The following is a 20,485-nucleotide window of genomic DNA, read 5'->3' on the forward strand; positions in this document are numbered from 1 at the left end:
ATGAAAACAGTAAATTTTACTGAAATGAAAAATGGCTCCAAAGAGGATTATGAGCTACTAGAAAAATTTGAAAAAAATTTTGAAAGACAGACAGCAGATAGAATTATTAATTATTTATCGAAGCAAACTACAACGCTAGAAGGATATAAAATCACAAGATTAGAACATTCTTTACAAGCTGCAACAAGAGCATTTAAAAATAATGAAAATGATGAGATGGTTGTTGCAACTTTATTACATGACATAGGAGATGACCTTGCGCCGATGAATCATTCACAATATGCTGCTTCTATTTTAAGACCTTACGTTTCTGAAAGAACTTATTGGATCATTCTTCATCATGGTCTTTTTCAAACTTATTATAGTGCTCATCATTTAGGTGGTGATAGAAATGCAAGAGACAAATTTAAAGATCACAAATACTACCAGGACACGATAGATTTTTGCGAAAAATATGATCAGTGTTCATTTGATCCTGAGTATAAAAGTATGTCTTTAGAGGATTTTACGCCATTAATAAGAAAAATATTCTCAAAAGAACCTTATTATTACCTTTAAATTCATTTATAAATCACTAATTAAAGCCCATGATTAAAACTAAAGAGCAAATTATAGAATATTTTCAGTCAGGTATTAAAGAAACAAAATATTTTAAAATTGGAATTGAACATGAAAAATTTTTGTTCGACACCAAAGAAAACAAAAGAATTGATTATCCAAAAGTAAAAGAAATGTTTACAGCCTTAACTGAGTTTGGCTGGAACCCTGTATTTGAAAAAGAAAATATTATTGGTCTTAATAAAGGTGGCAAAAATATTACATTGGAACCTGGTAATCAAATTGAATTATCAGGTGACAAGTTAAACCATATGCATGAAGCATGTGCAGAGTCTCAAGATTATTTATTTGAATTAAAACAAGTCACAAAAAAATTAGGTATCAAAATAGTTAGTGCTGGCTTTGATCCTATTTCAAAATTAGAAGATATCCCAAACAATCCTAAGCAACGTTATGAACTGATGACAAAAGATATGCCACTAGGTGGAGAGCTTAGCTTAGATATGATGTATCGAACTTGTGGAACACAATTAAATATTGATTACAATTCAGAAAAAGATTTTAATAAAAAATTTAAATTAGCTAATTCTATTGTTCCAATTTCAATTGCACTATTTGCAAATTCATCAATAGTTGAAAAAAAGAATAGTAATTATTTATCTTATAGATCTAAAGTTTGGCAAAGCACTTCAAGAGGAGGTTTGCCTAAATTATTTTTTGAAAATTTAGATTTTGAGAAATACGCAGAATTTGTCATGAACTTTCCAATTTTATTCATCCAACATAATGATCTGTATATTTCAGGTAGAAAATATACATTTAAAGATTTTATGGATGGGAAGATTGAAGAAATAGGAAATAGACTTCCAACTGAATCTGATCTTACAACGCACTTAAGTACAATCTTTACAGAAAATAGATTGAAGAAATATATTGAGCTTAGATCAATGGATACCTGTGGTTGGGATTGCCTATGTGCTGGACCAGCTTTTAATATTGGGATGTTGTATGGAAATTTAGATGAAGCATACGAATTAGTCTCTTCATGGGAAACAGATAAAATAATCAATGCTTATTTAGAAGCTCCCCAAAAAGGATTTAATACTCAATTAATGGGTAAAGACTTATTGTATTGGACTTCTGCTCTTCTGAACATTTCTAGAAAAGGATTAGAGAATAGAGATATCATTAGCAAAAAAGGAAATAACGAAACTATCTTCTTAAATCACTTGCAAAATGTAGTTGATAATAAGACTACAAATGCAGATCATATGATTAGTAAATTTTCTAAAGATGAAAATTTAGAAGAATTATATGACAAATAGAATTGTAGCTGTTCAAGGAAATCATCCCTCTACCTTAAACCCTATAACAGATACTAGTGTTTTTTTAGCTAACGAAATTCAAAACAAATATAAAATTTTTTATTACGATCCAAAGGATCTATCAATAATTAACAAAAAAGTTTTAGCTAAAGGCTTCTTCATTAAGTTCAATTATCAAAACAAAAAATTTTATAAAATCATTAAAAAACAAACTTTAGACCTTACAAAGTGTAAGTTTATTTTAATCCGTCAAGATCCCCCATTTAATTTAGAATATATTTCAACTACTTACATATTAGATTTTATCAAGAACAAGGTTAAAATAATCAATAACCCAACATCTATAAGAAATATTTCTGAAAAGTTATATTCAGCAAAATATTTAAAATATATGCCTGATACACTGTTTTCTCAGGATATAAATGAAATCAAAAATTTTATTAAAAAACATAAGAAAGTAATTATCAAACCTATCCATAGTTACAGTGGCAATGATATTCATTTATTAAATAAATTTAATTCAAAACTTATAAATAAATTTATTAAAAAACATGATCATATTATGTGTCAAAAATTTTTACCTAAGATCAATAAAGGAGACAAAAGAGTTTTTATTATTAATGGAAAAGTTTGTGGTGCAATTTCTAGAGTTCCTAAAAAAGGATCTTATTTAAGCAATATGAGTAAAGGTGCTAAACCTATTAATATCAATTTAACAAAATTAGAAAACAAAATTTCAAAATTAATTGCAAGAGATTTGAAAAAAGAAAATATTTATTTTGCAGGGATTGATTTTATAGATCAAAAATTAAATGGTGATATCAACGTTACCTCCCCTACAGGGCTTAAAACTTTTTTTGATTTATCAGGAATAAACTTAGCAAAAACTTTTTGGAAAGAATTAAAAGCATGAACAATTTAACTGATCAGCAAAAAGGTTCGTTAATGGCTTTTGTTGCAGTGATGTTTCTCACTCCTGATAGTTTATTTATTAGACTTTCAAATGTAGATACTTGGGGATTAGTTTTTTATAGAGGCATTATTCCATTTGTAACAGTGTTTGTTGGAATGTTGTTTATTTATAAATCAAGTTTTTTTAAATTACTTTATGGAAATTCAATTTATGGTGTTGCTTATATTATTACATTTTCTATAACCAATATTACTTTTGTATTATCAATTCAAAATACAAACGTTGCAAACACGCTTGTTATGATCGCACTTGCTCCAATGTTGTCAGCTATTTTTGGGGCAATATTTTTAAAAGAAAAACCAGATAGAAATACTTTGGTTGCTATAGCAATTACGTTTTTAAGTGTTCTTTATATATTTTACGACTCGGTCAAATTAGGAAATATTTTTGGTGATGTTTTAGGATTTATTACAGCATGTGGTCTTGCTGCAGGAGCTACTATTATCAGAGCTGGAAAAAGGCTTAATCTGGTTCCTTCAGCTGTGATAGGTAAACTGGTCGTAGCATTAGTTGCTTTATTCTTTATTGATACATTTGAGCTAAAAGACAATGATATTTATATCATTCCAGCAATGGGTATTTTGTGTGTAGCTATTCCTTTTGTGTTGGTAACACTAGCTCCAAGATACATAACGGGAGCTGAAGTAAATCTATTTTTTCTAATGGAGACAGTTTTAGGACCTATTTGGGTGTGGATGGTTGTTAAAGAGCAACCTTCGATGGAGACAATTCAAGGAGGAGTGGTGATCATTTTAACTATCGCTGTTCACTCATTCCTGGCCATAAAAAAAACACAAACCAAAACTACTTAGCCCGCAATTTATTAGTACTTAAAATTTAGAAATGCAAAAAGAAGTAAAAAAATCCTGGGCCCTATTTATAGGTATTGGAACCATGATGATAGCTCATGGACTGCAGATGCAGATAATGGGTATTAGGTCTGTACTTGAAGACTTTAGTGTTTTTACTACAGGAATTTTCATGTCAGGATATTATGTTGGTTACTTTATAGGTTCTAGAACAACTCCAAATTTTGTATCTAAGGTAGGACACATTAGAGTGTTTGCAGCATTTGCATCCCTTGCATCACTTAGTGCATTACTTGCTGTAGTTTATGTAAATCCATTTATGTGGACAGTTAGTAGATTTATAACAGGTATCAGTTTAGTTAGCTGTTATGTTGTTACTGAAAGTTGGTTAAATGATAGGGCAACAAATAAGAATAGAGGTCAATTATTATCTGCATACATGATGATAATTTATTTTGGTCTTGCAGTTGGAATGTTGTTACTTAACTTGAGTGAACCAAAAGCATATGAGCCTTTTATTTTAGTATCTGTACTTTTATCTTTAGCGCTTGTTCCAATATTATTAACAAAAAGACCAGCTCCAAAATTTAAAAAAATTGAAACAATTAGTATTAAAGAACTTTATCAAATCTCTCCTCTTGGAACTTTTAGTTCTTTTTTCACTGGAGTAATTCATGCTGCATTTTTTTCTTTAATTTCAGTTTATGCAACTCTTGCACAACTTACTTTATTTGAAACTTCAATTTTATTATTTATTGCAACGATTGCAGGTGTATTTGGTCAAGGACCAATTGGATATTTTTCAGATCAGTTCGATAGAAGAAGAGTAATTATTATAACAACATTTGGAAGTTCTGCTTTAGCATTGCTATCAATATTAACTTCTAATGATCCTATCCAAAATATTTATTATATGGATGAATTTGCGTTTAAAAAAATAGTTTTCTTTATCGCGGTTGGTCTTTATTCAAGTTTATGCCTTCCATTGTTTTCTTTAAATCTTGCGCACACTAATGACTTTGTTCCAAAATCTAAATTCGTTGCTGCCGGTGGAGGACTTCAATTAATCTTTGGTGTTGGTGCAATTACTGGTCCAATATTGTGTTCGTTGTTTATGGAATGGTTTGAACTAAATGGATTTTTTCTATTCTTAATTTTAGCTCATGCTTTAATTGGTGCATTTGGCTTGTACAGAATGAGAGTAAGAGAGACTGTGGACAATCCAGACTCTACATTTACACCTGTTCCTGCAACCATTACACCTGCTGGATTAGAATTAGACCCAGATACTCCAGCAACATTAGATAATACCGCTGTAAATGAAACAAAAACTGTATTTGAAGAACCTAATTCAACAAATTAAATCATAATTTCATCTTCAATAGATACTTCACCATCCTCTAGAGGAATTAAATAAACTCCAAGATCCATGTGTTGATAAAATTCTTTAAGTTTCTGAGGAAGATTAAAAGTTATTTCACCTGATTTAGGTTTCAAATTAGTAGCTGAGCATCTTGGAATATGGTCATCAACTTTAAAAGGCACATTATTAATGTTGATAGTTTTTCCTATCCAATTTCTCTCTTCCCAAGCGTCCAATCCGTCAATATAGAAGTTTCCTCTAAACCTTTGATGCTGAACTTCTTTACCCATATTCTTTTCAAAGTCTTTAATACTATTGTGATTTATCAAAGATATTGAGTTCATTACTTCTCCCCCACTATTAGTATCAAAAAAAGGATTTTGGTTATTCTTTAATAAAAATACTGGTCCTTTAACTTGGTCATCTAAATTTAATACTTCTTGTTCTATTAAACTCACTTCTTCTGGATTATTAGGATTAATTGAAATTAATTTCTTTTGATTATCAAATAATTCGAGATTTCCCTCATTAAATTCAAATGAATATTTGTTAAGCGTAGGTGTATTTTTTAAAGTAAGAAAATTGATTAATTTTCTTTCACTTGGCTCCTGTTCCATCTTTTGAGCCTTTCCACTATTTAACAATCTTGAGAATGCAAACAAACGATCATTAATAATTCCTATATTTTTTTTAATCTCACATTTATTAATTTTTTGAAACGAGATTGATTTTACTGGTGAAAAATAAATAGAGGATATGCTAATATTCATTCCAAAAACATATGGCTAATTTAAATTCAAATCAACTTAAAGAATACCAAGATCAAGGTTACATAGCCCCAATTGATATTCTATCAAAAGAAGAAGCTAAAGAAGCTAGGGATGAAATTGAATTAATAGAAAAAGAAATGCCTGATGAAATTGATAAATCTGAAAGATACAATGCTCATTTAATTTCTCCAAAACTAGATGCCATAGTTCATAATTCAAAACTATTAGATGCTGTAGAAAGTATTATTGGAAAAAATATTTTAGTATGTGGAACAACTTTATTTATAAAAAATCCTAATCAAGAAGGTTTTGTAAGTTATCATCAGGATGCAAAATATATTGGTTTAGAACCTCATAATTGGGTTACCGCTTGGGTAGCTTTAACAGATTCAAATGAAGAAAATGGTTGTATGAAAATGTGGCCTAAATCACATATAGAAATTAGAGATCATGATGAAAAATTTAATGAAGGAAATTTATTAACGAGAGGTCAAACAGTTAATGATGTTCCAGATGATGATGTTAAGTCTGTTGAGCTTGTTGCAGGCCAAATGTCATTGCACCATCCAAGAATAGTTCATGGTTCGGGCATAAACAAAAGTAATGACAGAAGAATTGGCTTTGTAATCCAAAGTTATATTGGCACCAATGTTAAACAAGTATTAGGCAAAAATAGTGTTCAATTAGCAAGAGGAGTTGATGAATTTCATCACCATGAGATAATTCAAAGACCAAAATCATTGATGAATAAAGAAGATTTGTTGATTAAAAAAAGAGAAAATCAAAATCTACAAGATATTTTTTATAAAGGTTCAGATAAAAAAGGAAACTACTAATTAAATGAAGAAATTAATTATTTTGAGTTTATTTTTGTTTTCTAAAACATTTGCTTTTGAAAATCCCAAAATTGATTTTAGAAACTTTTCTTTAAATAAATATGAAATTACTATTCAAGAATTTAAAAATTATGCCAAAAAAAATAATTTAATAACTGAAGCAGAGAAAACTGGTGGTGGATATGAATGGGGTGCAGGTTGGGAAAAAAGAGCTGGTTGGACGTATAAAACTCCATATGGTGAAAATCCAGATAGTGAATTAGAGCCAGCGGTACATATTAGTAGATATGAAGCTGAAGATTACTGCAAATCAATAGATGGTAGACTGCCCTCTTTTGATGAATGGTCTTATGCTGCATATCAGCAAGTATTTAATTCTTCAGAGTTTGAAAAAGGCAAAGTCTATAAGTACCCAAGTGGAGATGAAGCTAAAAATATGAACTCTCAAGGACTATTAAATTATGACAAACATATGGATGTAACTAAATTACCAGAAGGAATTAATGGTTTAGTTGCAATGGGAGGAAATGTTTGGGAATGGATAGACGATAAAAAAAATGATAATTCATTAACAGCCGGTGCTTCTTGGTGGTATGGAGGTTCCAAGACTTCTAAAAGTGGAGCACAATACAAGCCATCTAATTTCTATGCAATTTATGTTGGTTTTAGATGTGCTTTTGATTAGAATTTTACTTTAAAATTAAATCTTCAAATGAAAAATAATTTAAAATTAGGAGTTATAGGTATCGATCATGGTCATATCTTTGACATGTTGGATGAAATGTTAAAAGAAGGATGTACGTGTGATCATTTTTGGACAGAGGGTGATCCATTAACCTTGAAAGAGTTTAATTCAAAATACCCAAACATTAAAAGAAAAGAAAATAAGGAAGAAATATTAAATGATCCCTCAATTGATATGATTTTAATATCTTCAGTTCCTAAAGATAGAGCTCATAATTCAATAGAAGCTTTAAAAGCTGGAAAAGATGTAATGGTCGATAAACCTGGTTGTACTACCTTAGATCAATTAAAAGAGCTTAAAGAAACAGTAAAAGAAACTGGTAAAATATGGTCAGTGAATTTTTCAGAAAGGTTTCATGTTGCAGCAGTTACAAAGGCAGAGGAACTAGTCAACGAGGGAAAAATTGGTAGAGTAAAGCAAACAATTGGTACTGGTCCGCATAGACAAGGTAATTATGAAAGACCTGATTGGTTTTATGATAGAGAAAGTTATGGTGGGATAATTACTGATATAGGCTCACATCAAATTCATCAGTTTTTAGTGTTTACAAATTCAAATGAAGCAAAAATTAATCATGCACTTGTAGAAAACACTACCAAAAAAGAAAAGCCAGGTTTTCAAGATTTTGGAGAGGTTAATCTAACTGGTAATGGTGGACACGGTTACGTTAGATTAGATTGGTTTACTCCAGATGCACTTCCAACATGGGGGGATGGAAGATTATTAATCCTTGGAGATAAAGGCTATATTGAAATAAGAAAATATACAGATTTAGCAAAATCAAAAAAAGGAAATCATTTATATTTAGCTAATAATGAAGAAGTTAAGTACATTGATTGCTCTGATATTAAACTTCCCTACTTTAGCAATTTAATTAATGATGTAATCAATAGAACTGAAACTGCTTGCTCACAGGAATTAACGTATCTTTCAATGGAACTTGCAATAAAAGCACAATTAAAAGCTGAAACAAAATGAAAAAGTATCAAGTAGCAATTATTGGAACAAACATTGGTGCTAAACACTATGAAGATTTTCAAAAAGTTAAAGAGAGATTTAATGTTCACACTTTATGTGGACTTACAAGAGAGGCTATTGACAATATTTTATCAAATGACACTGAAACAAAAGTATCACTCAACTTTGATGAAGTATTAAAAGTAAAAGAAATCGATATCATCGATATATGTCTTCCGCCCCACTTACATTTTTCAGCCTGTAAAAAAGCTATGGAAGCTGGAAAGCATGTAATTTGTGAAAAGCCTTTAGTTTCAAGTCTTAAAGAAGTCGATGATTTAGAAAAGATCAGTGAAGAAACAGGTAAAATTATTTTTCCAGTTTTCCAATATCGATATGGTCTAGGATTTTCAAAGTTAAAAACATTAATAAAATCTGGTTTAGCGGGGAAACCTTTGGTTGCTTCTTTAGAAACTCATTGGAATAGAGGGAAAGATTATTATTCAAAACCTTGGAGAGGAACTTGGGAAGGTGAACAAGGTGGAGCTATATTAAGTCATTCGATACACATTCATGATTTAGTAAGCATGATCTTAGGTCCAGTTTCAAATGTATTTGCTAAATTATCAACAAGAGTAAATGATATTGAAGTTGAAGATTGTGCAGCATTATCAATTGAAATGGAAAATGGAACTTTAGTTACAAGCTCAATTACACTTGGTGCTGCAAACGATACAAGCAGACTTCGATTTTGCTTTGAAGGATTAACAGCTGAATCTGGAGCATCCCCAGATAAACCCTATAGTCCAGCTGATGATGAGTGGCACTTCTTACCAAGATCACCTATTACTCAAGCTCAAATAGATGAAGTGTTGGCAAAAGTAGAAGAGCCACAATCTTGGTATGCTGGTATGTTTGATGAAATTGCAAACAAATTAGATGGATCTGCTAGTGATGAGGTAACCTTATCAGATGCTAGAAAATCTTTAGAATTTGTTACTGCTGTCTACGATTCTTCCAGACAAAATAAAAACATTAAACTTCCAATAGATAAAGATAATCCACTTTATCATTCATGGTTACCGAATAATTCATGATAAACTTTGAGCTCAATGAGAGTTTAATTGAAGAGTTTAATAATAATGGTTTTCTGATTTTAGATAACTTTTTAGATTTAAATTATATTGAAGATCTTAGAAATAAATTTGAGCCTTTATTTAAAGGTAATTTTGAAACAGGAATTGAGCCAGATGAGTGGAACTGGAAATTTGGTAAAGATCCTGAGGATGTTACTCGTCAAATCTGTAATGCTTGGAAAGCAGATCATTTAATAAAAAAAGTAGTTTGTCATAAAATAATTGGTGAAGTGTGTTCTTGTTTAATGAACTGGCAAGGTGCAAGATTAGTTCAGGATAATGTTTTATGGAAACCACCTGGAGGAAAAACCTTAGGATTTCATCAGGATGCTGCTTATGATGATTGGCTTATTCCACAAACAATGATGACTTGTTGGATATCACTAGATGATACATCAAAAGAAACTGGAACCTTAGAATATATAAAAGGCTCTCATAAATGGGGAATTCAACCTCCAAAAGGAGAATTTCACTCTCCAGAAGATTATAAAAAAGAATTAAATATTTTTGCTGAAAAAAATAATAAACAAATAGAAGTTGCTTATGTAGAAGTGCCAGCTGGTGGAGTTTCGTTTCACCATGGCTTTACCTGGCATGGATCAGGAATAAATACTTCAAGTAACAATCGACGAGCAATCGTTTCTCATTGTGTTCCAAGTAATGCAAAGTTTCATCCGACAAATGAAGGTGGAACAGCTAAAACTTATAAAAAATATAAAAAAGAAAATAGTGATTTATTAGATGAAGAGTATTTTCCTTTATTGTGGAAAAATAATTCTATTTAGATCCATCAAACCTATCTTCATCCTGTTTAGTTGGATTATAAGTAGGTGATGTTTCAAATTGTTCTTCACATTTAATATCAATATAAGGTGCTTTTGATCTTGTAAAAATCTCACCTGATACCCCAAACCAAAAGCTTGGTGGATCAAATGTTGCAGCAGCAATTGCTGTTAAACCTTTTAAAGCAGGTGCTGATATGGTCCAATAAACACTGGTTCCACATTTTTTACAAAAATTTGTTGCAAAAGTATTTCCACTCTCTGTTACAAATTTATATTGATTATAATTTTGTGAAAGGTGTTTTACATTTTCTTCTTTAAACCAAGCACCAACACCAAAAGGACTTCCTGATCTTAGTTGGCAATATCTACAGTGACAAACTCTAGCTCGTTCTGGATTACCAGATGTTTCATATCTATTTTCTCCACAAGCACAGCCACCTTGATGAATTTCTTTATCTGACATAATTAAAGACTATAATATTTTAAAATAATATGAACAAAGAAAACGCAAGTAAACTCTGGAAAATTATTCGGGAAGCTGGCGATTATTTGGGGGAATAGAGGGACACCCTACTACACACTACTACACACTACTTCACACTAGTTATGCGGATAATTAAAATTTAATTGAAAATAATTCCCATTAAGACTCATCAATTTTTATGTCTAAACTCGATTTAAACTCGATTTAAAAGAGATAAATCAAATAGTCTTTTTTTAAGCAATTAGACTCTCTGTTCAGGATTTGGTAATTTGATGCATGACAAAGGTTTTTAAAAAAAGATTATGTAGAGTATGCGGTAAAAAAGGTATTAAATTTGCTTCAGATGGCTGTTTGATATGTGGTGCTACATGGGTAAGTGATACCGTATGGGACATTGCTTTAAGAAAAAATCAAACAGAAAACAACGTATTAAAAAAAAATTCTGAATTTATTACTTATCAAAATTATAAACTTAGAGATAAATATAACAAAAAAAAGGGGCAAAGAAAAAATACTAAAAACAGTGGTATAAATTTAGTGCCTGACAGTATTTTTGGTATTAGTATATATGTCTTATTGATCTTATTTTGTATTTGGATCTTTAGTGATTTTGGTGGCGAATGTGGCGTAGATTATGCACCAAGATTTTTTGGGGAATGTTAAATAAATGAAAAAACTTCTATCGATCTTAGTTCTTAGTTTATTATTAAGTGGAAGTGCTACCGCTGATAATAATAAATTTTTTGCAGATTTTACTTTCTGGGATAACTTAAAAAAAGTTCAAAAAAATTTCTATGCCAAAGGTGCTTTAGATGCATGGGGGTATTATATTTGGAATAATGCACCTGATAATTCAAGAGATATTTTAATTTCACAATTTAGATATTGTATTGAGAAAGAGTTTGATAGATTTCAAACTAATATGTTTATGCTAGGTTGGGAGGAAGGTGATAATGCAGCGAATGAAATTTTTCGTTGGTCATCAGCAGTTTGTAGCAATCTTTCTAAAACCGAAGAATATAAAAATATCAAAATTGAAAAAAATAAACCAATAGAAAATGTAACAAGAAGCGCTTGGAAAAAATTAGATAACACCAATAAAAAAGTATATTTAGCAGGTTACACTGATGGAGCACTTTCAGTAACTAGAATGATTTTAGCAGATCAAAATGCACCTAAAGATATGCAGGATTATTATACAAAAGTTATTAATCATATTTATAATTGTTTTGAAAATAAAGGTATTAGTGAATATGCTAATTTTGCAATAAATTATAAAATTGATAAAGGATATCCAATACCTTGGAACATGTCTTTTTCCTTAGGAAATTTCTGTAAAGAATTTAAAGAATAATTAAAGTAGTTAGACTATTATTTAATAATTTAGTATCCTTATATTTATGAAACCCTATGAAAGAGTTATATTTTTTATAATTATGACTGGTCTTTGGGGTGCGGCCACAGTTTTAATAATCTTGGGTGTTCCATTTTTAATAATTGATAGTTTGTTCGGAACTAATTTAGAAAGTATAATTGATAAAATTATGTCTGGAGGTGAACTAGGATTATTTAAAGTTTGGCTTTGTGGTCTTCCATTTTCATTTCTTACAGACATGCATAAAAGAAGATGAAAATACTTCTATCGATCCTGGTTTTGGGTTATAGGATTTTATAGGATAACTCGATTTAAACTCGATTTAAAAGAGATAAAACAAAAAAAGTGAATGTGTGAATAAAGAAAACTCAAGTAAACTCTGGAAAATTATTCAGGAAGCTGGCGATTATTTGGTGGGGCAATTACCTGACCACCCAAATCACCCTAAAGGAAGAAACCCCTATGCTCATGTTGCTATTTGTGTGAAAAGCAAATTCAATGCAAGTTACAAAGACATTCCTGACGAACAGTTTGATGAAGTAATAAAATATATTGAGTTTTTGAAAGAAAATCCAAATTAATTGATTTACAATTTAAGTCACAATTAAAATAAGTTAGGATTTTAAATGATAAAAATTGAAGAAGTAAAAAATACTAAAAAAAAAATTTCTTCATTTATTAATAAGACAGAATTAATAAATTCAAACCTATCTAAAAAACTTGGGATCGATTTAAAATTAAAATTAGAATTAAATCAGCCAATTGGTGCTTTTAAGATTAGAGGAGCCATGAATGCAGTTCTAAATCTATCTGATCAATATAAAGGGGTAACTTGTTGTTCAACTGGTAATCATGGAAAAGGAGTTGCTTATGCTGCTCAAAAACAAAATAAAAAAGTAGTAATTTGTATGTCTGAAAATGTCCCAATTAATAAAATTGAAGGGATTAAAAAACTAGGCGCAGAGGTTAAAATACAAGGTTCATCTCAAGATGAGGCTGAAGAAATAAGTTTAAATTTAGCAAAATCTAATAGTTTAAAATATATTTCTCCCTTTGATGACTTGGATGTTTTAAACGGACAAGCGACAATTGGTTTAGAATTATTTGAACAAGATCCAGATATTAAAAATGTATTAATTCCTCTTTCAGGTGGTGGGTTAGCTGGAGGAATTGCAGCTGTTTTGAAACAATTAAATCCTAATATAAAAGTTTATGGAATATCAATGGAAAATGGTGCTGCTATGTATCAATCAATTAAGAAAAATGAGCCATCATTAGTGAAAGAATTTATTAGCCTTGCAGACTCGTTGCAAGGTGGAATTGGCCTATCAAATAAATATAGTTTTAACCTTTGTCAAAAATATCTAGATGATATTATTTTGGTCAGCGAGCAAGAAATTTATAAAGCACTACAAGAAGTTTATTATGTAGATAATATTATCTGTGAAGGAGCTTGTGTAGTTGGGGTTGCTGCATTGATGAATAATAAAATCAAAAATTTAAATGGCTTAACCTCGACGATTATTACTGGTAAAAATATAGATCTTGATCTGCATAAAAAAATTATAGAAGGTAAAGATATAAAAATGGGAGACTTAACAATTAGTGGCTCAGCTTATGTCCAATAAAATTTTTATATTATCTGAAAAGGAAATAAAAAGTTTAATTCATCTTGATTTAAATTTAATTGCTGAAATAGAAAAAGCGTTTGTTGCGCTTGCAAAGGGAGAGGTAGAAATGCCTCCAATTCTATCAATGGAAATGAAAGATCAACGAGGTGAAGTAGATGTAAAAACTGCTTATATCAAGAATTTTGATGGCTTTGCTGTAAAAATAAGTCCTGGTTTTTTTAATAACCCATCTTTAGGTCTTCCAAGTTTAAATGGATTAATGGTTTTGTTTTCTTCTAAAACCGGTTTGGTTCAATCGTTGTTATTAGACAATGGTTACTTAACAGATATTAGAACTGCAGCAGCAGGAGCTATATCAATAAAATATTTATCCAATAAAAATAGTAAAAGTTTAGGAATTATTGGATCAGGATTACAGGCAAGACTACAAGCACAAGCAGCATGCTTGGTTCGAAAGTTTGATACCATTACTGTTTGGGGACGAGATCAGTTAAAAGCTCAAAAATGTGCTGAAGATATCAAAAGCAATACTAACATAAATTGTAAGGTAGAATTAAATATTGAAAAAGCAGTTAAAGAAAATGAAGTATTGATAACGACTACCCCTAGTAAAGAATATTTAATAAAACAAAGTTGGTTACAACAAGGTCAACACATTACAGCCATGGGATCAGATAATTCTGAAAAAAATGAAATTGATCCAAATATTTTTAAATCAATAGATCTATTTGTGCCAGATCGAAATTCACAGTCCAAAAAATTAGGAGAACTAAGAACAGCTCTAAAAGAAAATATTGTTAAAGAAAATGAAACCTTTCCTGAACTTGGTAACATTATTGTTGATCCAAATTTAGGAAGATCTAGTGAAAATCAAATTACTTTATGTGATTTGACTGGAACTGGAGTTCAAGATACGGCTATTGCAACTTTAACTGATAAATTGGCTAAAGAAAAAAATATAGGAAAGATTATAGAAAATTAAGCTTTAGCTTCTTCTATTACTTTTGCAATCGAACTAATTAAAATATCTACTTCAGACTTATTAATACATAGTGGTGGCGCTAAACCTAAAATGTCCCCTTGCGGCATTGCTCTTGCTATAACGCCATTACTTAATAGTTGTCCTGCAAGTGTTGGTCCAAATTTTTTACTTGGATCAAAAAATTTATGAGCTTTTTTATCTTCAACTAATTCTATAGCTCCTAATAAACCTTCGCTTCTAACTTCTCCTACATGTGGAAGATCTGCAATTTTATCTTTTAATTGAGCATTAAAATAAGGTCCAACCTCATTAACGTTGTCTAAAATATTCATTTGATCAATTAATTCTAAGTTAGCAACGCCTGCAGCTGCACAAATCGGGTGAGCTGAATAAGTCCAGCCATGACCAATTGGACCAAACTCATCTGTTCCTTTTTCTAAAACTTTCCAAATTTTTTCTGAAAAAATAGATCCAGATAATGGTGCATAAGCAGAGGTTAATCCTTTAGCAATTGTTATAATATCAGAGTCTATTTGATAAAAATCAGAACCAAACATTTTTCCTAACCTTCCAAAGCCAGTTACAACCTCATCGGCGATAATTAAAATGTCATTTTCCTTTAAGATAGGCTGAATTTTTTCCCAATATCCTTTTGGAGGAGGAACAATTCCACCTGTTCCTAACATTGGTTCTGCAATAAAAGCTGCAATATTTTCAGCGCCTTCCTTTTGAATTAAAGATTTTAATTCTTCAGCGCAATGGTCTGAAAATTGTTCTTCAGTTTGCTCTAAATTCTTTCTTCTAAAATAATAAGGGGCTTCTGTATGAATGATATTATCAATTGGAAGATCAAATTTCTTATGAAATATATCTAATCCAGTTAAAGATCCAGTTGCAAGACCTGATCCATGGTACCCTCTCCATCTTGAGATAATTTTTTTCTTATTAGGTCTTCCTAAAATATTATTGTAATACCAGACAATTTTAATATTCGTCTCATTTGCATCAGATCCACTTAAACCAAAATAAACTTTAGACATATTTTTGGGTGCCCGATCTAAAATCATTTTTGAAAGTTTAATAGATGCCTCTGTACCATGCCCTACATATGCATGATAATAAGACAATTGATGTGCTTGCTTTGAAATTGCCTCAGAAATTTCTTTTCGACCATAACCAACATTCACACAATATAATCCAGCAAACCCATCTAAATATTTTTTGCCATCACGATCAATAATATAAACCCCTTCGCCTTCAGTAATAATTCTACTAGGGGCATCTCCTCTTGCGTGTTGTGCTAGGTGTGTTGATGGATGAAAGAAATTTTCTCTATCCCATTCAGCGAGTTGATCATTTTTTAACATAATTCGTGTTTAGACCTTATTAATCAAAAAATATAGAAAAAAATTAAATTTTAATTAGTTTTTTCTATGGTCTCTAATAAATGATCAATATCTTCTTGTTGAGTATTCCAAGCAGTTACTAATCTTACAGTCTTTCCTTCAAAATCTTCATCATTCATTTCATAACCATTTGAATTTAAATTTTCAATCATATGTCTTGGAAATTTTACAAATACTTCGTTTGCTTCTGTTGGATAAACTAATTCTATATCTTTGTGTTGATTTAGACTTTCACTTAACTTTTTACCCATGTCATTTGCATGTTTTGCATTTTTTAACCAAACATTGTTTTCTAAATAACCATCTAATTGCGCTGAAACAAAACGCATTTTAGACAACAAGTGCCCTGCTCTTTTCATTAAAAAAGCTGTATTACCTACTAATTCTTTTTTAAAAAACACAATTGCTTCTGCTGCAAAACATCCGTTTTTCGTTGCTCCAAAAGATAATACATCAACCCCTGACTTCCATGTCATTTCTGCTGGAGATGCATTAAGAGAAACTAATGCATTCGCAAATCTTGCACCATCCATATGTAAATTTAGATTGTGTTTTTGAGTTATCTCAGCAATTTTTTTAATCTCATCTAATTGATACACTTCACCAGTTTCACACACTTGAGTAATGCTTACTGAAGATGGTTGGGTATGGTGAACTATCCCCTTTCCTCCTATAGATTGATCTAATTCCTCAGGTGTCAGTTTCCCCATAATCCCATTTAAAGTCACAAGTTTTCCTCCCCCTGTATAAAATTCAGGTGCACCACATTCGTCTAAATTTATATGAGATAATCTATGACAATAAATATTTCCAAAAGATGGTGTCATCGTTGATAATGCTAAAGCATTAGCAGCTGTTCCAGATGCGGTTGGAAAAACAATAACTTCTTTTTCAAATATTTCTGAAAATTTGTCTTGCAAATCTTTTGATATGGGATCATTTCCATAAGGCGTACTATCACCTTCGTTTGCTTTTATAATTGCTTCTAATACTTCAGGACAAGCACCAGCAACATTATCAGAAGCGAATTTTACTCGCTTTCGTTTAGTTTTAATATTGGCCATTTTTATTGTTTTGGAAAATAATCTTTTAGTTCACCCTCACGGTATACATCTGCTGTACAACAATGAAGTCCTCCACCAAATGCATAAGCATCTCTAAGTTCTACTGGCACTACTTCCATTCCTAATTTGTCTAATTGCTCAGCTTGATAGATTTCACTTTTCTCAACACAAACTGTTTTAGGATCTAAAACCAATACATTCATTGATAACCATGTTGAAGAATAACATAATGGTGGTGGTTCATTATGTGCTGGTTGAGCACTATCAACAATTTCCCAACCATTGTCTTCAAAAAGTTTTCTTTGTTCCTTAGGAAGTCTTCTTTGAGGATTATTGATAATTAAACCTTCTTTTATTGGAGTAAAGGTTGCATCAATGTGAATAGGATATGGATCTCCTGGGAAATTTACAGCATGTACTCTATGATCTTTATAATGTCTCTTTAGCCAATCAATTCCTTTTAAATTAGTTGTAAATCCATGCTGAACAACCAAATCTTTTCCAAATCTCAATACATCTGCTGCATCAAACAATGGCTCTTCTTCAGTAGTTACAAAATATTTTTTTTCAGTCCACTCTAATCTTTTTTGAACACCAATTTTATCTGATAGATAATCTTTTCTGTAATCTGCATCTGTTAGTCTTGGTTTTGGAGCAGACTCGTGTCTCATATTTGGATCTTGATTGTAATAATCTTTTAGTAATGGTCGGTAACATAGATATTCAAACCAACGACATCTATAACTCATTGTTGCTTCTAAAATTTCATTACCAACAGTTAACAATACATCTCTTGGGGGCATACAACCAAACATAGTTTCTGCTTCCCAATCAGGTGTTGATGTCTTTTGATTAAAATCAATTGGTGTTGGTCGATCAACTTTAATGCCTCTTTTTTGAAGCATGTTTGAAAAGTTGTCTAATAATTCATTTGCTTTATCGACAGTGTCTTTGGTTCTTGGACCAAATTGACCTCGCATATCACTATCTTCAGGAACTTTTGCATCTAATGCTGGCTCTGGTGCGGGTATGCAAGTACCATCCGCTCTTCCAACAATTACATGTTTTAACGGATCCCATTCATTCCAACTATTAACAATAGTTTTGTTCTCGCTCATAAAGATTAGTTTTTTATAATATTATGCTCAGGCCCGAAAGGAAATTTTGTAATATTTTCTGCTCCATCTTTACCAATCACTAATATATCGTGTTCTCTATATCCACCAGCACCAGGATTACCTTCTGGGATCATGATCATTGGCTCCATAGAAACCACCATATTTTCCTCAAGAACAGTATCAATATCTTCTCTTAATTCTAAACCAGCCTCTCTTCCATAAAAGTGTGAAAGCATACCAAACGAATGACCATAACCAAATGTTCGGTACTGAAGGTAACCAAGTTCGGCAAATAATTCATTTAGCTCATGACAAATGTCTGAACATTTAACACCTGGTTTGATTAATTCTAATCCACGCTTGTGTACTTTAACATTTGCTTCCCAAGCTTTAAGAGAGGCATCATCTGCATGGTCCAAAAACAAAGTTCGCTCCAACGCAGTGTAGTAACCTGAAATCATTGGGAAAGTATTTAAAGATAAAATATCTCCTTTAACTAATTTTCTATTAGTTTTTGGATTGTGAGCTCCATCTGTATTGATACCCGATTGAAACCATACCCAAGTGTCCATGTACTCTGCACCCGGATAACTTTTAACAATCTCCCTTTCCATTCTATCTCTTGCTGCTATTGCTACTTCGATCTCCGTGTTATCTTCTCTAATATTTTTAGCTATTTCTTCACCCCCAATGTCTGCAATTCTTGCGCCATTACGAATGATCTCAATTTCTTCATCAGACTTAATCATTCTAAGTTTCATAAGATCTTTTGAAACATCACTAAACACAGAAAAAGTAAAAATAGATCCAATTTTGTCTCTCATATCTAAAGTGACATGATCATTTTCAATTCCAATATTTTTTGGAGGCTCATCTCTTCCAATAATTGATACAATTGCTCTTAAAAAATTATCTCTCTTCCAATCAGTATAAATAACATTATCGCAATGCGATCTACGCCATGGTTGACTTGCATCAATATTGGCTGAAATTGTTGAAATTTTATTTTGAGTAATCACACATCCATATGGTCTACCAAACGAACAATAAATAAAACCTGTATAATATGCAACGTTGTGCATGGATGTTAAAATAACCATATCTAAATTATTTTTATCCATCACTGATCTAAGTTTGCTTACTCGATCGTTATACTCTTTATCTGTAAATGGTAATTTTACTTTTTCACCATTTTTAAGTTCAAAAAAATCTGGTCTTTCCATAATCTAATTTAATGCTATGTGTCTCTTGTTCCATCTATTCCATCGTATGATCAAACTATAATAAATCAAAGACATAAAAATAAAAAACCCACCAATAATTGTATTAGTAGAGGGAACTTCGTTTATTCCTAAAATTGGAAGCCATACCCAAAAAATGCCTCCAACTACTTCTGTTAATGATAATAAAGTTAATTCAGCAGCTGGTATAGCTTTTGATCCTATGGAATATAAAATTAGTCCAAAACAAACCAAGGTTCCATGCAAAGAAAATAAAGCTCCATTATAACTTGTTGCAAAAAATACTTGATCTTTACTAAGGATCATAATTGATGCAAATACGAAACAGAAAAAACCAGCAAACGCAACAGTCGTAAATTTAGGAGTTTCTTTTCTCCAACGCAAAGAAACTGAAAAAACTGAAAATCCAATTGATGAAGTTAATCCAAAAACAAAGCCCACTAAAGAGTTTTGACCAGAATTGCCAATCGCCATTATTACAATTCCGATGGTAGCTATAAAAATTGCTATCCAAACACTGATTGAAATTTTCTCTTTTAAAAATAAAAAAGCTAATAAAGCTGTGAAGAAAGGCATAGCAGCTAAACACAATAAAGTAACTGCTGCACTAGTATTTGTGATTGCATAAATAAAAGTAATCATAGCAATTCCCAATCCAGATCCTCCAACTATGCCTGAAATACCTATTTTAAAATAATTTTTATAAAAACTTTTTCCTTCTTCAAAAAATAAATAAAGATTTAGCAAAATAAATATCGTTAAGCCTCTACCAAATATATATTGCCAAGGTACTTGTTGAGGATTGTCCATGTACCTAACCACTAAAGGTCCAAAAGACCATAATAGACCTGCGAAAAGAACTATTGGGATAGCTAATCTGTGGTTTTTAAGCTCTAGCATTTGAGGAAATCTAATTCTAAAAAGATC

General features: G+C 31.0%; 23 protein-coding genes. 16 read left to right on the forward strand and 7 right to left on the reverse strand.

All coding sequences use genetic code 11. The annotated features are described in order from the left end of the window. Genes ACTTBN_RS07225 through ACTTBN_RS07245 form a run of 5 tightly spaced genes read left to right on the forward strand, consistent with a single transcriptional unit; the run spans position 1 to position 5,028 of the window. A complete protein-coding gene (locus tag ACTTBN_RS07225; RefSeq protein ID WP_440681753.1) occupies positions 1–558 on the forward strand; it encodes an HD domain-containing protein in 558 nt (185 codons plus the stop codon). Between the two features lie 29 nt (positions 559–587). Next, on the forward strand, positions 588–1,883 hold the full coding sequence (locus ACTTBN_RS07230) for a glutamate--cysteine ligase (protein WP_440681755.1): 1,296 nt from the start codon (positions 588–590) through the stop codon (positions 1,881–1,883). Beyond that, a complete protein-coding gene (gene gshB, locus ACTTBN_RS07235; RefSeq protein WP_440681756.1) occupies positions 1,873–2,796 on the forward strand; it encodes a glutathione synthase in 924 nt (307 codons plus the stop codon). The genes ACTTBN_RS07230 and gshB overlap by 11 nt, the downstream gene beginning before the upstream one ends. Further along, positions 2,793–3,668, forward strand: coding sequence for a DMT family transporter (locus ACTTBN_RS07240; RefSeq protein WP_440681758.1), 876 nt, complete (start codon positions 2,793–2,795; stop codon positions 3,666–3,668). Before gshB ends, ACTTBN_RS07240 begins: the two co-directional genes overlap by 4 nt. A gap of 31 nt (positions 3,669–3,699) precedes the next feature. After that, complete coding sequence (locus tag ACTTBN_RS07245) at positions 3,700–5,028, forward strand: MFS transporter (RefSeq protein ID WP_440681760.1); 1,329 nt, start codon at positions 3,700–3,702, stop codon at positions 5,026–5,028. Here the strand turns inward: ACTTBN_RS07245 and ACTTBN_RS07250 are convergent. Next, complete coding sequence (locus tag ACTTBN_RS07250; protein WP_440681761.1) at positions 5,025–5,798, reverse strand: MOSC domain-containing protein; 774 nt, start codon at positions 5,796–5,798, stop codon at positions 5,025–5,027. The two genes, ACTTBN_RS07245 and ACTTBN_RS07250, sit on opposite strands and share 4 nt — an antisense overlap. Positions 5,799–5,809: 11 nt before the next feature. Here ACTTBN_RS07250 and ACTTBN_RS07255 point away from each other — a divergent pair, with 11 nt between their 5' ends. The 5 genes from ACTTBN_RS07255 to ACTTBN_RS07275 are packed head-to-tail and all read left to right on the forward strand — an operon-like array spanning position 5,810 to position 10,257. Further along, a complete protein-coding gene (locus ACTTBN_RS07255; RefSeq protein WP_440681762.1) occupies positions 5,810–6,634 on the forward strand; it encodes a phytanoyl-CoA dioxygenase family protein in 825 nt (274 codons plus the stop codon). Between the two features lie 4 nt (positions 6,635–6,638). After that, positions 6,639–7,319, forward strand: a complete 681-nt coding sequence (locus ACTTBN_RS07260; protein ID WP_440681763.1) for a formylglycine-generating enzyme family protein — start codon at positions 6,639–6,641, stop codon at positions 7,317–7,319. Positions 7,320–7,346: 27 nt separating this feature from the next. Continuing rightward, complete coding sequence (locus ACTTBN_RS07265) at positions 7,347–8,357, forward strand: Gfo/Idh/MocA family protein (RefSeq protein ID WP_440681764.1); 1,011 nt, start codon at positions 7,347–7,349, stop codon at positions 8,355–8,357. Continuing rightward, positions 8,354–9,433 carry a Gfo/Idh/MocA family protein gene (locus ACTTBN_RS07270; protein WP_440681765.1) on the forward strand — a complete coding sequence of 360 codons (1,080 nt, stop codon included), beginning with the start codon at positions 8,354–8,356 and terminating at the stop codon, positions 9,431–9,433. Before ACTTBN_RS07265 ends, ACTTBN_RS07270 begins: the two co-directional genes overlap by 4 nt. Further along, on the forward strand, positions 9,430–10,257 hold the full coding sequence (locus ACTTBN_RS07275; protein WP_440681766.1) for a phytanoyl-CoA dioxygenase family protein: 828 nt from the start codon (positions 9,430–9,432) through the stop codon (positions 10,255–10,257). Before ACTTBN_RS07270 ends, ACTTBN_RS07275 begins: the two co-directional genes overlap by 4 nt. Here the strand turns inward: ACTTBN_RS07275 and ACTTBN_RS07280 are convergent. Further along, positions 10,250–10,720 carry a GFA family protein gene (locus tag ACTTBN_RS07280; protein ID WP_440681767.1) on the reverse strand — a complete coding sequence of 157 codons (471 nt, stop codon included), beginning with the start codon at positions 10,718–10,720 and terminating at the stop codon, positions 10,250–10,252. The genes ACTTBN_RS07275 and ACTTBN_RS07280 overlap by 8 nt on opposite strands. 297 nt (positions 10,721–11,017) lie before the next feature. Between ACTTBN_RS07280 and ACTTBN_RS07285 the strand changes: the two genes are divergently transcribed. From ACTTBN_RS07285 to ACTTBN_RS07310, 6 genes are all read left to right on the forward strand, one after another. Next, positions 11,018–11,404 (forward strand): hypothetical protein, encoded by a 387-nt coding sequence (locus tag ACTTBN_RS07285; protein ID WP_440681768.1) that lies wholly within the window; start codon positions 11,018–11,020, stop codon positions 11,402–11,404. Positions 11,405–11,408: 4 nt separating this feature from the next. Continuing rightward, positions 11,409–12,095, forward strand: coding sequence for a hypothetical protein (locus ACTTBN_RS07290; RefSeq protein WP_440681769.1), 687 nt, complete (start codon positions 11,409–11,411; stop codon positions 12,093–12,095). Positions 12,096–12,141: 46 nt separating this feature from the next. After that, positions 12,142–12,372 carry a hypothetical protein gene (locus ACTTBN_RS07295; protein ID WP_440681770.1) on the forward strand — a complete coding sequence of 77 codons (231 nt, stop codon included), beginning with the start codon at positions 12,142–12,144 and terminating at the stop codon, positions 12,370–12,372. 97 nt (positions 12,373–12,469) lie between these two features. Then, positions 12,470–12,697, forward strand: a complete 228-nt coding sequence (locus ACTTBN_RS07300; protein WP_440681771.1) for a hypothetical protein — start codon at positions 12,470–12,472, stop codon at positions 12,695–12,697. Between the two features lie 45 nt (positions 12,698–12,742). Further along, positions 12,743–13,744, forward strand: coding sequence for a pyridoxal-phosphate dependent enzyme (locus ACTTBN_RS07305; RefSeq protein WP_440681772.1), 1,002 nt, complete (start codon positions 12,743–12,745; stop codon positions 13,742–13,744). Further along, complete coding sequence (locus tag ACTTBN_RS07310; protein WP_440681773.1) at positions 13,734–14,729, forward strand: cyclodeaminase; 996 nt, start codon at positions 13,734–13,736, stop codon at positions 14,727–14,729. Before ACTTBN_RS07305 ends, ACTTBN_RS07310 begins: the two co-directional genes overlap by 11 nt. Here ACTTBN_RS07310 and ACTTBN_RS07315 read toward each other — a convergent pair. Genes ACTTBN_RS07315 through ACTTBN_RS07335 form a run of 5 tightly spaced genes read right to left on the reverse strand, consistent with a single transcriptional unit; the run spans position 14,726 to position 20,458 of the window. After that, positions 14,726–16,096, reverse strand: a complete 1,371-nt coding sequence (locus ACTTBN_RS07315; protein WP_440681774.1) for an aminotransferase — start codon at positions 16,094–16,096, stop codon at positions 14,726–14,728. The two genes, ACTTBN_RS07310 and ACTTBN_RS07315, sit on opposite strands and share 4 nt — an antisense overlap. A 50-nt stretch (positions 16,097–16,146) precedes the next feature. After that, a complete protein-coding gene (locus ACTTBN_RS07320) occupies positions 16,147–17,199 on the reverse strand; it encodes a threonine aldolase family protein (RefSeq protein WP_440681775.1) in 1,053 nt (350 codons plus the stop codon). Between the two features lie 2 nt (positions 17,200–17,201). Then, complete coding sequence (locus tag ACTTBN_RS07325) at positions 17,202–18,317, reverse strand: serine/threonine protein kinase (protein ID WP_440681776.1); 1,116 nt, start codon at positions 18,315–18,317, stop codon at positions 17,202–17,204. Positions 18,318–18,322: 5 nt separating this feature from the next. Next, on the reverse strand, positions 18,323–19,540 hold the full coding sequence (locus tag ACTTBN_RS07330; RefSeq protein ID WP_440681777.1) for an aminopeptidase P family protein: 1,218 nt from the start codon (positions 19,538–19,540) through the stop codon (positions 18,323–18,325). A 3-nt stretch (positions 19,541–19,543) separates the two neighbouring features. Next, positions 19,544–20,458 (reverse strand): DMT family transporter, encoded by a 915-nt coding sequence (locus tag ACTTBN_RS07335; protein ID WP_440681778.1) that lies wholly within the window; start codon positions 20,456–20,458, stop codon positions 19,544–19,546. Positions 20,459–20,485: the final 27 nt, after the last annotated feature.

Source organism: Candidatus Pelagibacter sp. HIMB1623 (assembly GCF_052047695.1).
Taxonomy (GTDB): Bacteria; Pseudomonadota; Alphaproteobacteria; order Pelagibacterales; family Pelagibacteraceae; genus Pelagibacter.

What these genes read in the sequence shown, in the direction of transcription:
- ACTTBN_RS07225 (WP_440681753.1), top strand. Translation starts at nt 1, where the DNA reads ATGAAAACAGTAAATTTTACTGAAATGAAAAATGGCTCCAAAGAGGAT.
- ACTTBN_RS07230 (WP_440681755.1), top strand. Translation starts at nt 588, where the DNA reads ATGATTAAAACTAAAGAGCAAATTATAGAATATTTTCAGTCAGGTATT.
- gshB (WP_440681756.1), top strand. Translation starts at nt 1,873, where the DNA reads ATGACAAATAGAATTGTAGCTGTTCAAGGAAATCATCCCTCTACCTTA.
- ACTTBN_RS07240 (WP_440681758.1), top strand. Translation starts at nt 2,793, where the DNA reads ATGAACAATTTAACTGATCAGCAAAAAGGTTCGTTAATGGCTTTTGTT.
- ACTTBN_RS07245 (WP_440681760.1), top strand. Translation starts at nt 3,700, where the DNA reads ATGCAAAAAGAAGTAAAAAAATCCTGGGCCCTATTTATAGGTATTGGA.
- ACTTBN_RS07250 (WP_440681761.1), bottom strand. Translation starts at nt 5,798, where the DNA reads ATGAATATTAGCATATCCTCTATTTATTTTTCACCAGTAAAATCAATC.
- ACTTBN_RS07255 (WP_440681762.1), top strand. Translation starts at nt 5,810, where the DNA reads ATGGCTAATTTAAATTCAAATCAACTTAAAGAATACCAAGATCAAGGT.
- ACTTBN_RS07260 (WP_440681763.1), top strand. Translation starts at nt 6,639, where the DNA reads ATGAAGAAATTAATTATTTTGAGTTTATTTTTGTTTTCTAAAACATTT.
- ACTTBN_RS07265 (WP_440681764.1), top strand. Translation starts at nt 7,347, where the DNA reads ATGAAAAATAATTTAAAATTAGGAGTTATAGGTATCGATCATGGTCAT.
- ACTTBN_RS07270 (WP_440681765.1), top strand. Translation starts at nt 8,354, where the DNA reads ATGAAAAAGTATCAAGTAGCAATTATTGGAACAAACATTGGTGCTAAA.
- ACTTBN_RS07275 (WP_440681766.1), top strand. Translation starts at nt 9,430, where the DNA reads ATGATAAACTTTGAGCTCAATGAGAGTTTAATTGAAGAGTTTAATAAT.
- ACTTBN_RS07280 (WP_440681767.1), bottom strand. Translation starts at nt 10,720, where the DNA reads ATGTCAGATAAAGAAATTCATCAAGGTGGCTGTGCTTGTGGAGAAAAT.
- ACTTBN_RS07285 (WP_440681768.1), top strand. Translation starts at nt 11,018, where the DNA reads ATGACAAAGGTTTTTAAAAAAAGATTATGTAGAGTATGCGGTAAAAAA.
- ACTTBN_RS07290 (WP_440681769.1), top strand. Translation starts at nt 11,409, where the DNA reads ATGAAAAAACTTCTATCGATCTTAGTTCTTAGTTTATTATTAAGTGGA.
- ACTTBN_RS07295 (WP_440681770.1), top strand. Translation starts at nt 12,142, where the DNA reads ATGAAACCCTATGAAAGAGTTATATTTTTTATAATTATGACTGGTCTT.
- ACTTBN_RS07305 (WP_440681772.1), top strand. Translation starts at nt 12,743, where the DNA reads ATGATAAAAATTGAAGAAGTAAAAAATACTAAAAAAAAAATTTCTTCA.
- ACTTBN_RS07310 (WP_440681773.1), top strand. Translation starts at nt 13,734, where the DNA reads ATGTCCAATAAAATTTTTATATTATCTGAAAAGGAAATAAAAAGTTTA.
- ACTTBN_RS07315 (WP_440681774.1), bottom strand. Translation starts at nt 16,096, where the DNA reads ATGTTAAAAAATGATCAACTCGCTGAATGGGATAGAGAAAATTTCTTT.
- ACTTBN_RS07320 (WP_440681775.1), bottom strand. Translation starts at nt 17,199, where the DNA reads ATGGCCAATATTAAAACTAAACGAAAGCGAGTAAAATTCGCTTCTGAT.
- ACTTBN_RS07325 (WP_440681776.1), bottom strand. Translation starts at nt 18,317, where the DNA reads ATGAGCGAGAACAAAACTATTGTTAATAGTTGGAATGAATGGGATCCG.
- ACTTBN_RS07330 (WP_440681777.1), bottom strand. Translation starts at nt 19,540, where the DNA reads ATGGAAAGACCAGATTTTTTTGAACTTAAAAATGGTGAAAAAGTAAAA.
- ACTTBN_RS07335 (WP_440681778.1), bottom strand. Translation starts at nt 20,458, where the DNA reads ATGCTAGAGCTTAAAAACCACAGATTAGCTATCCCAATAGTTCTTTTC.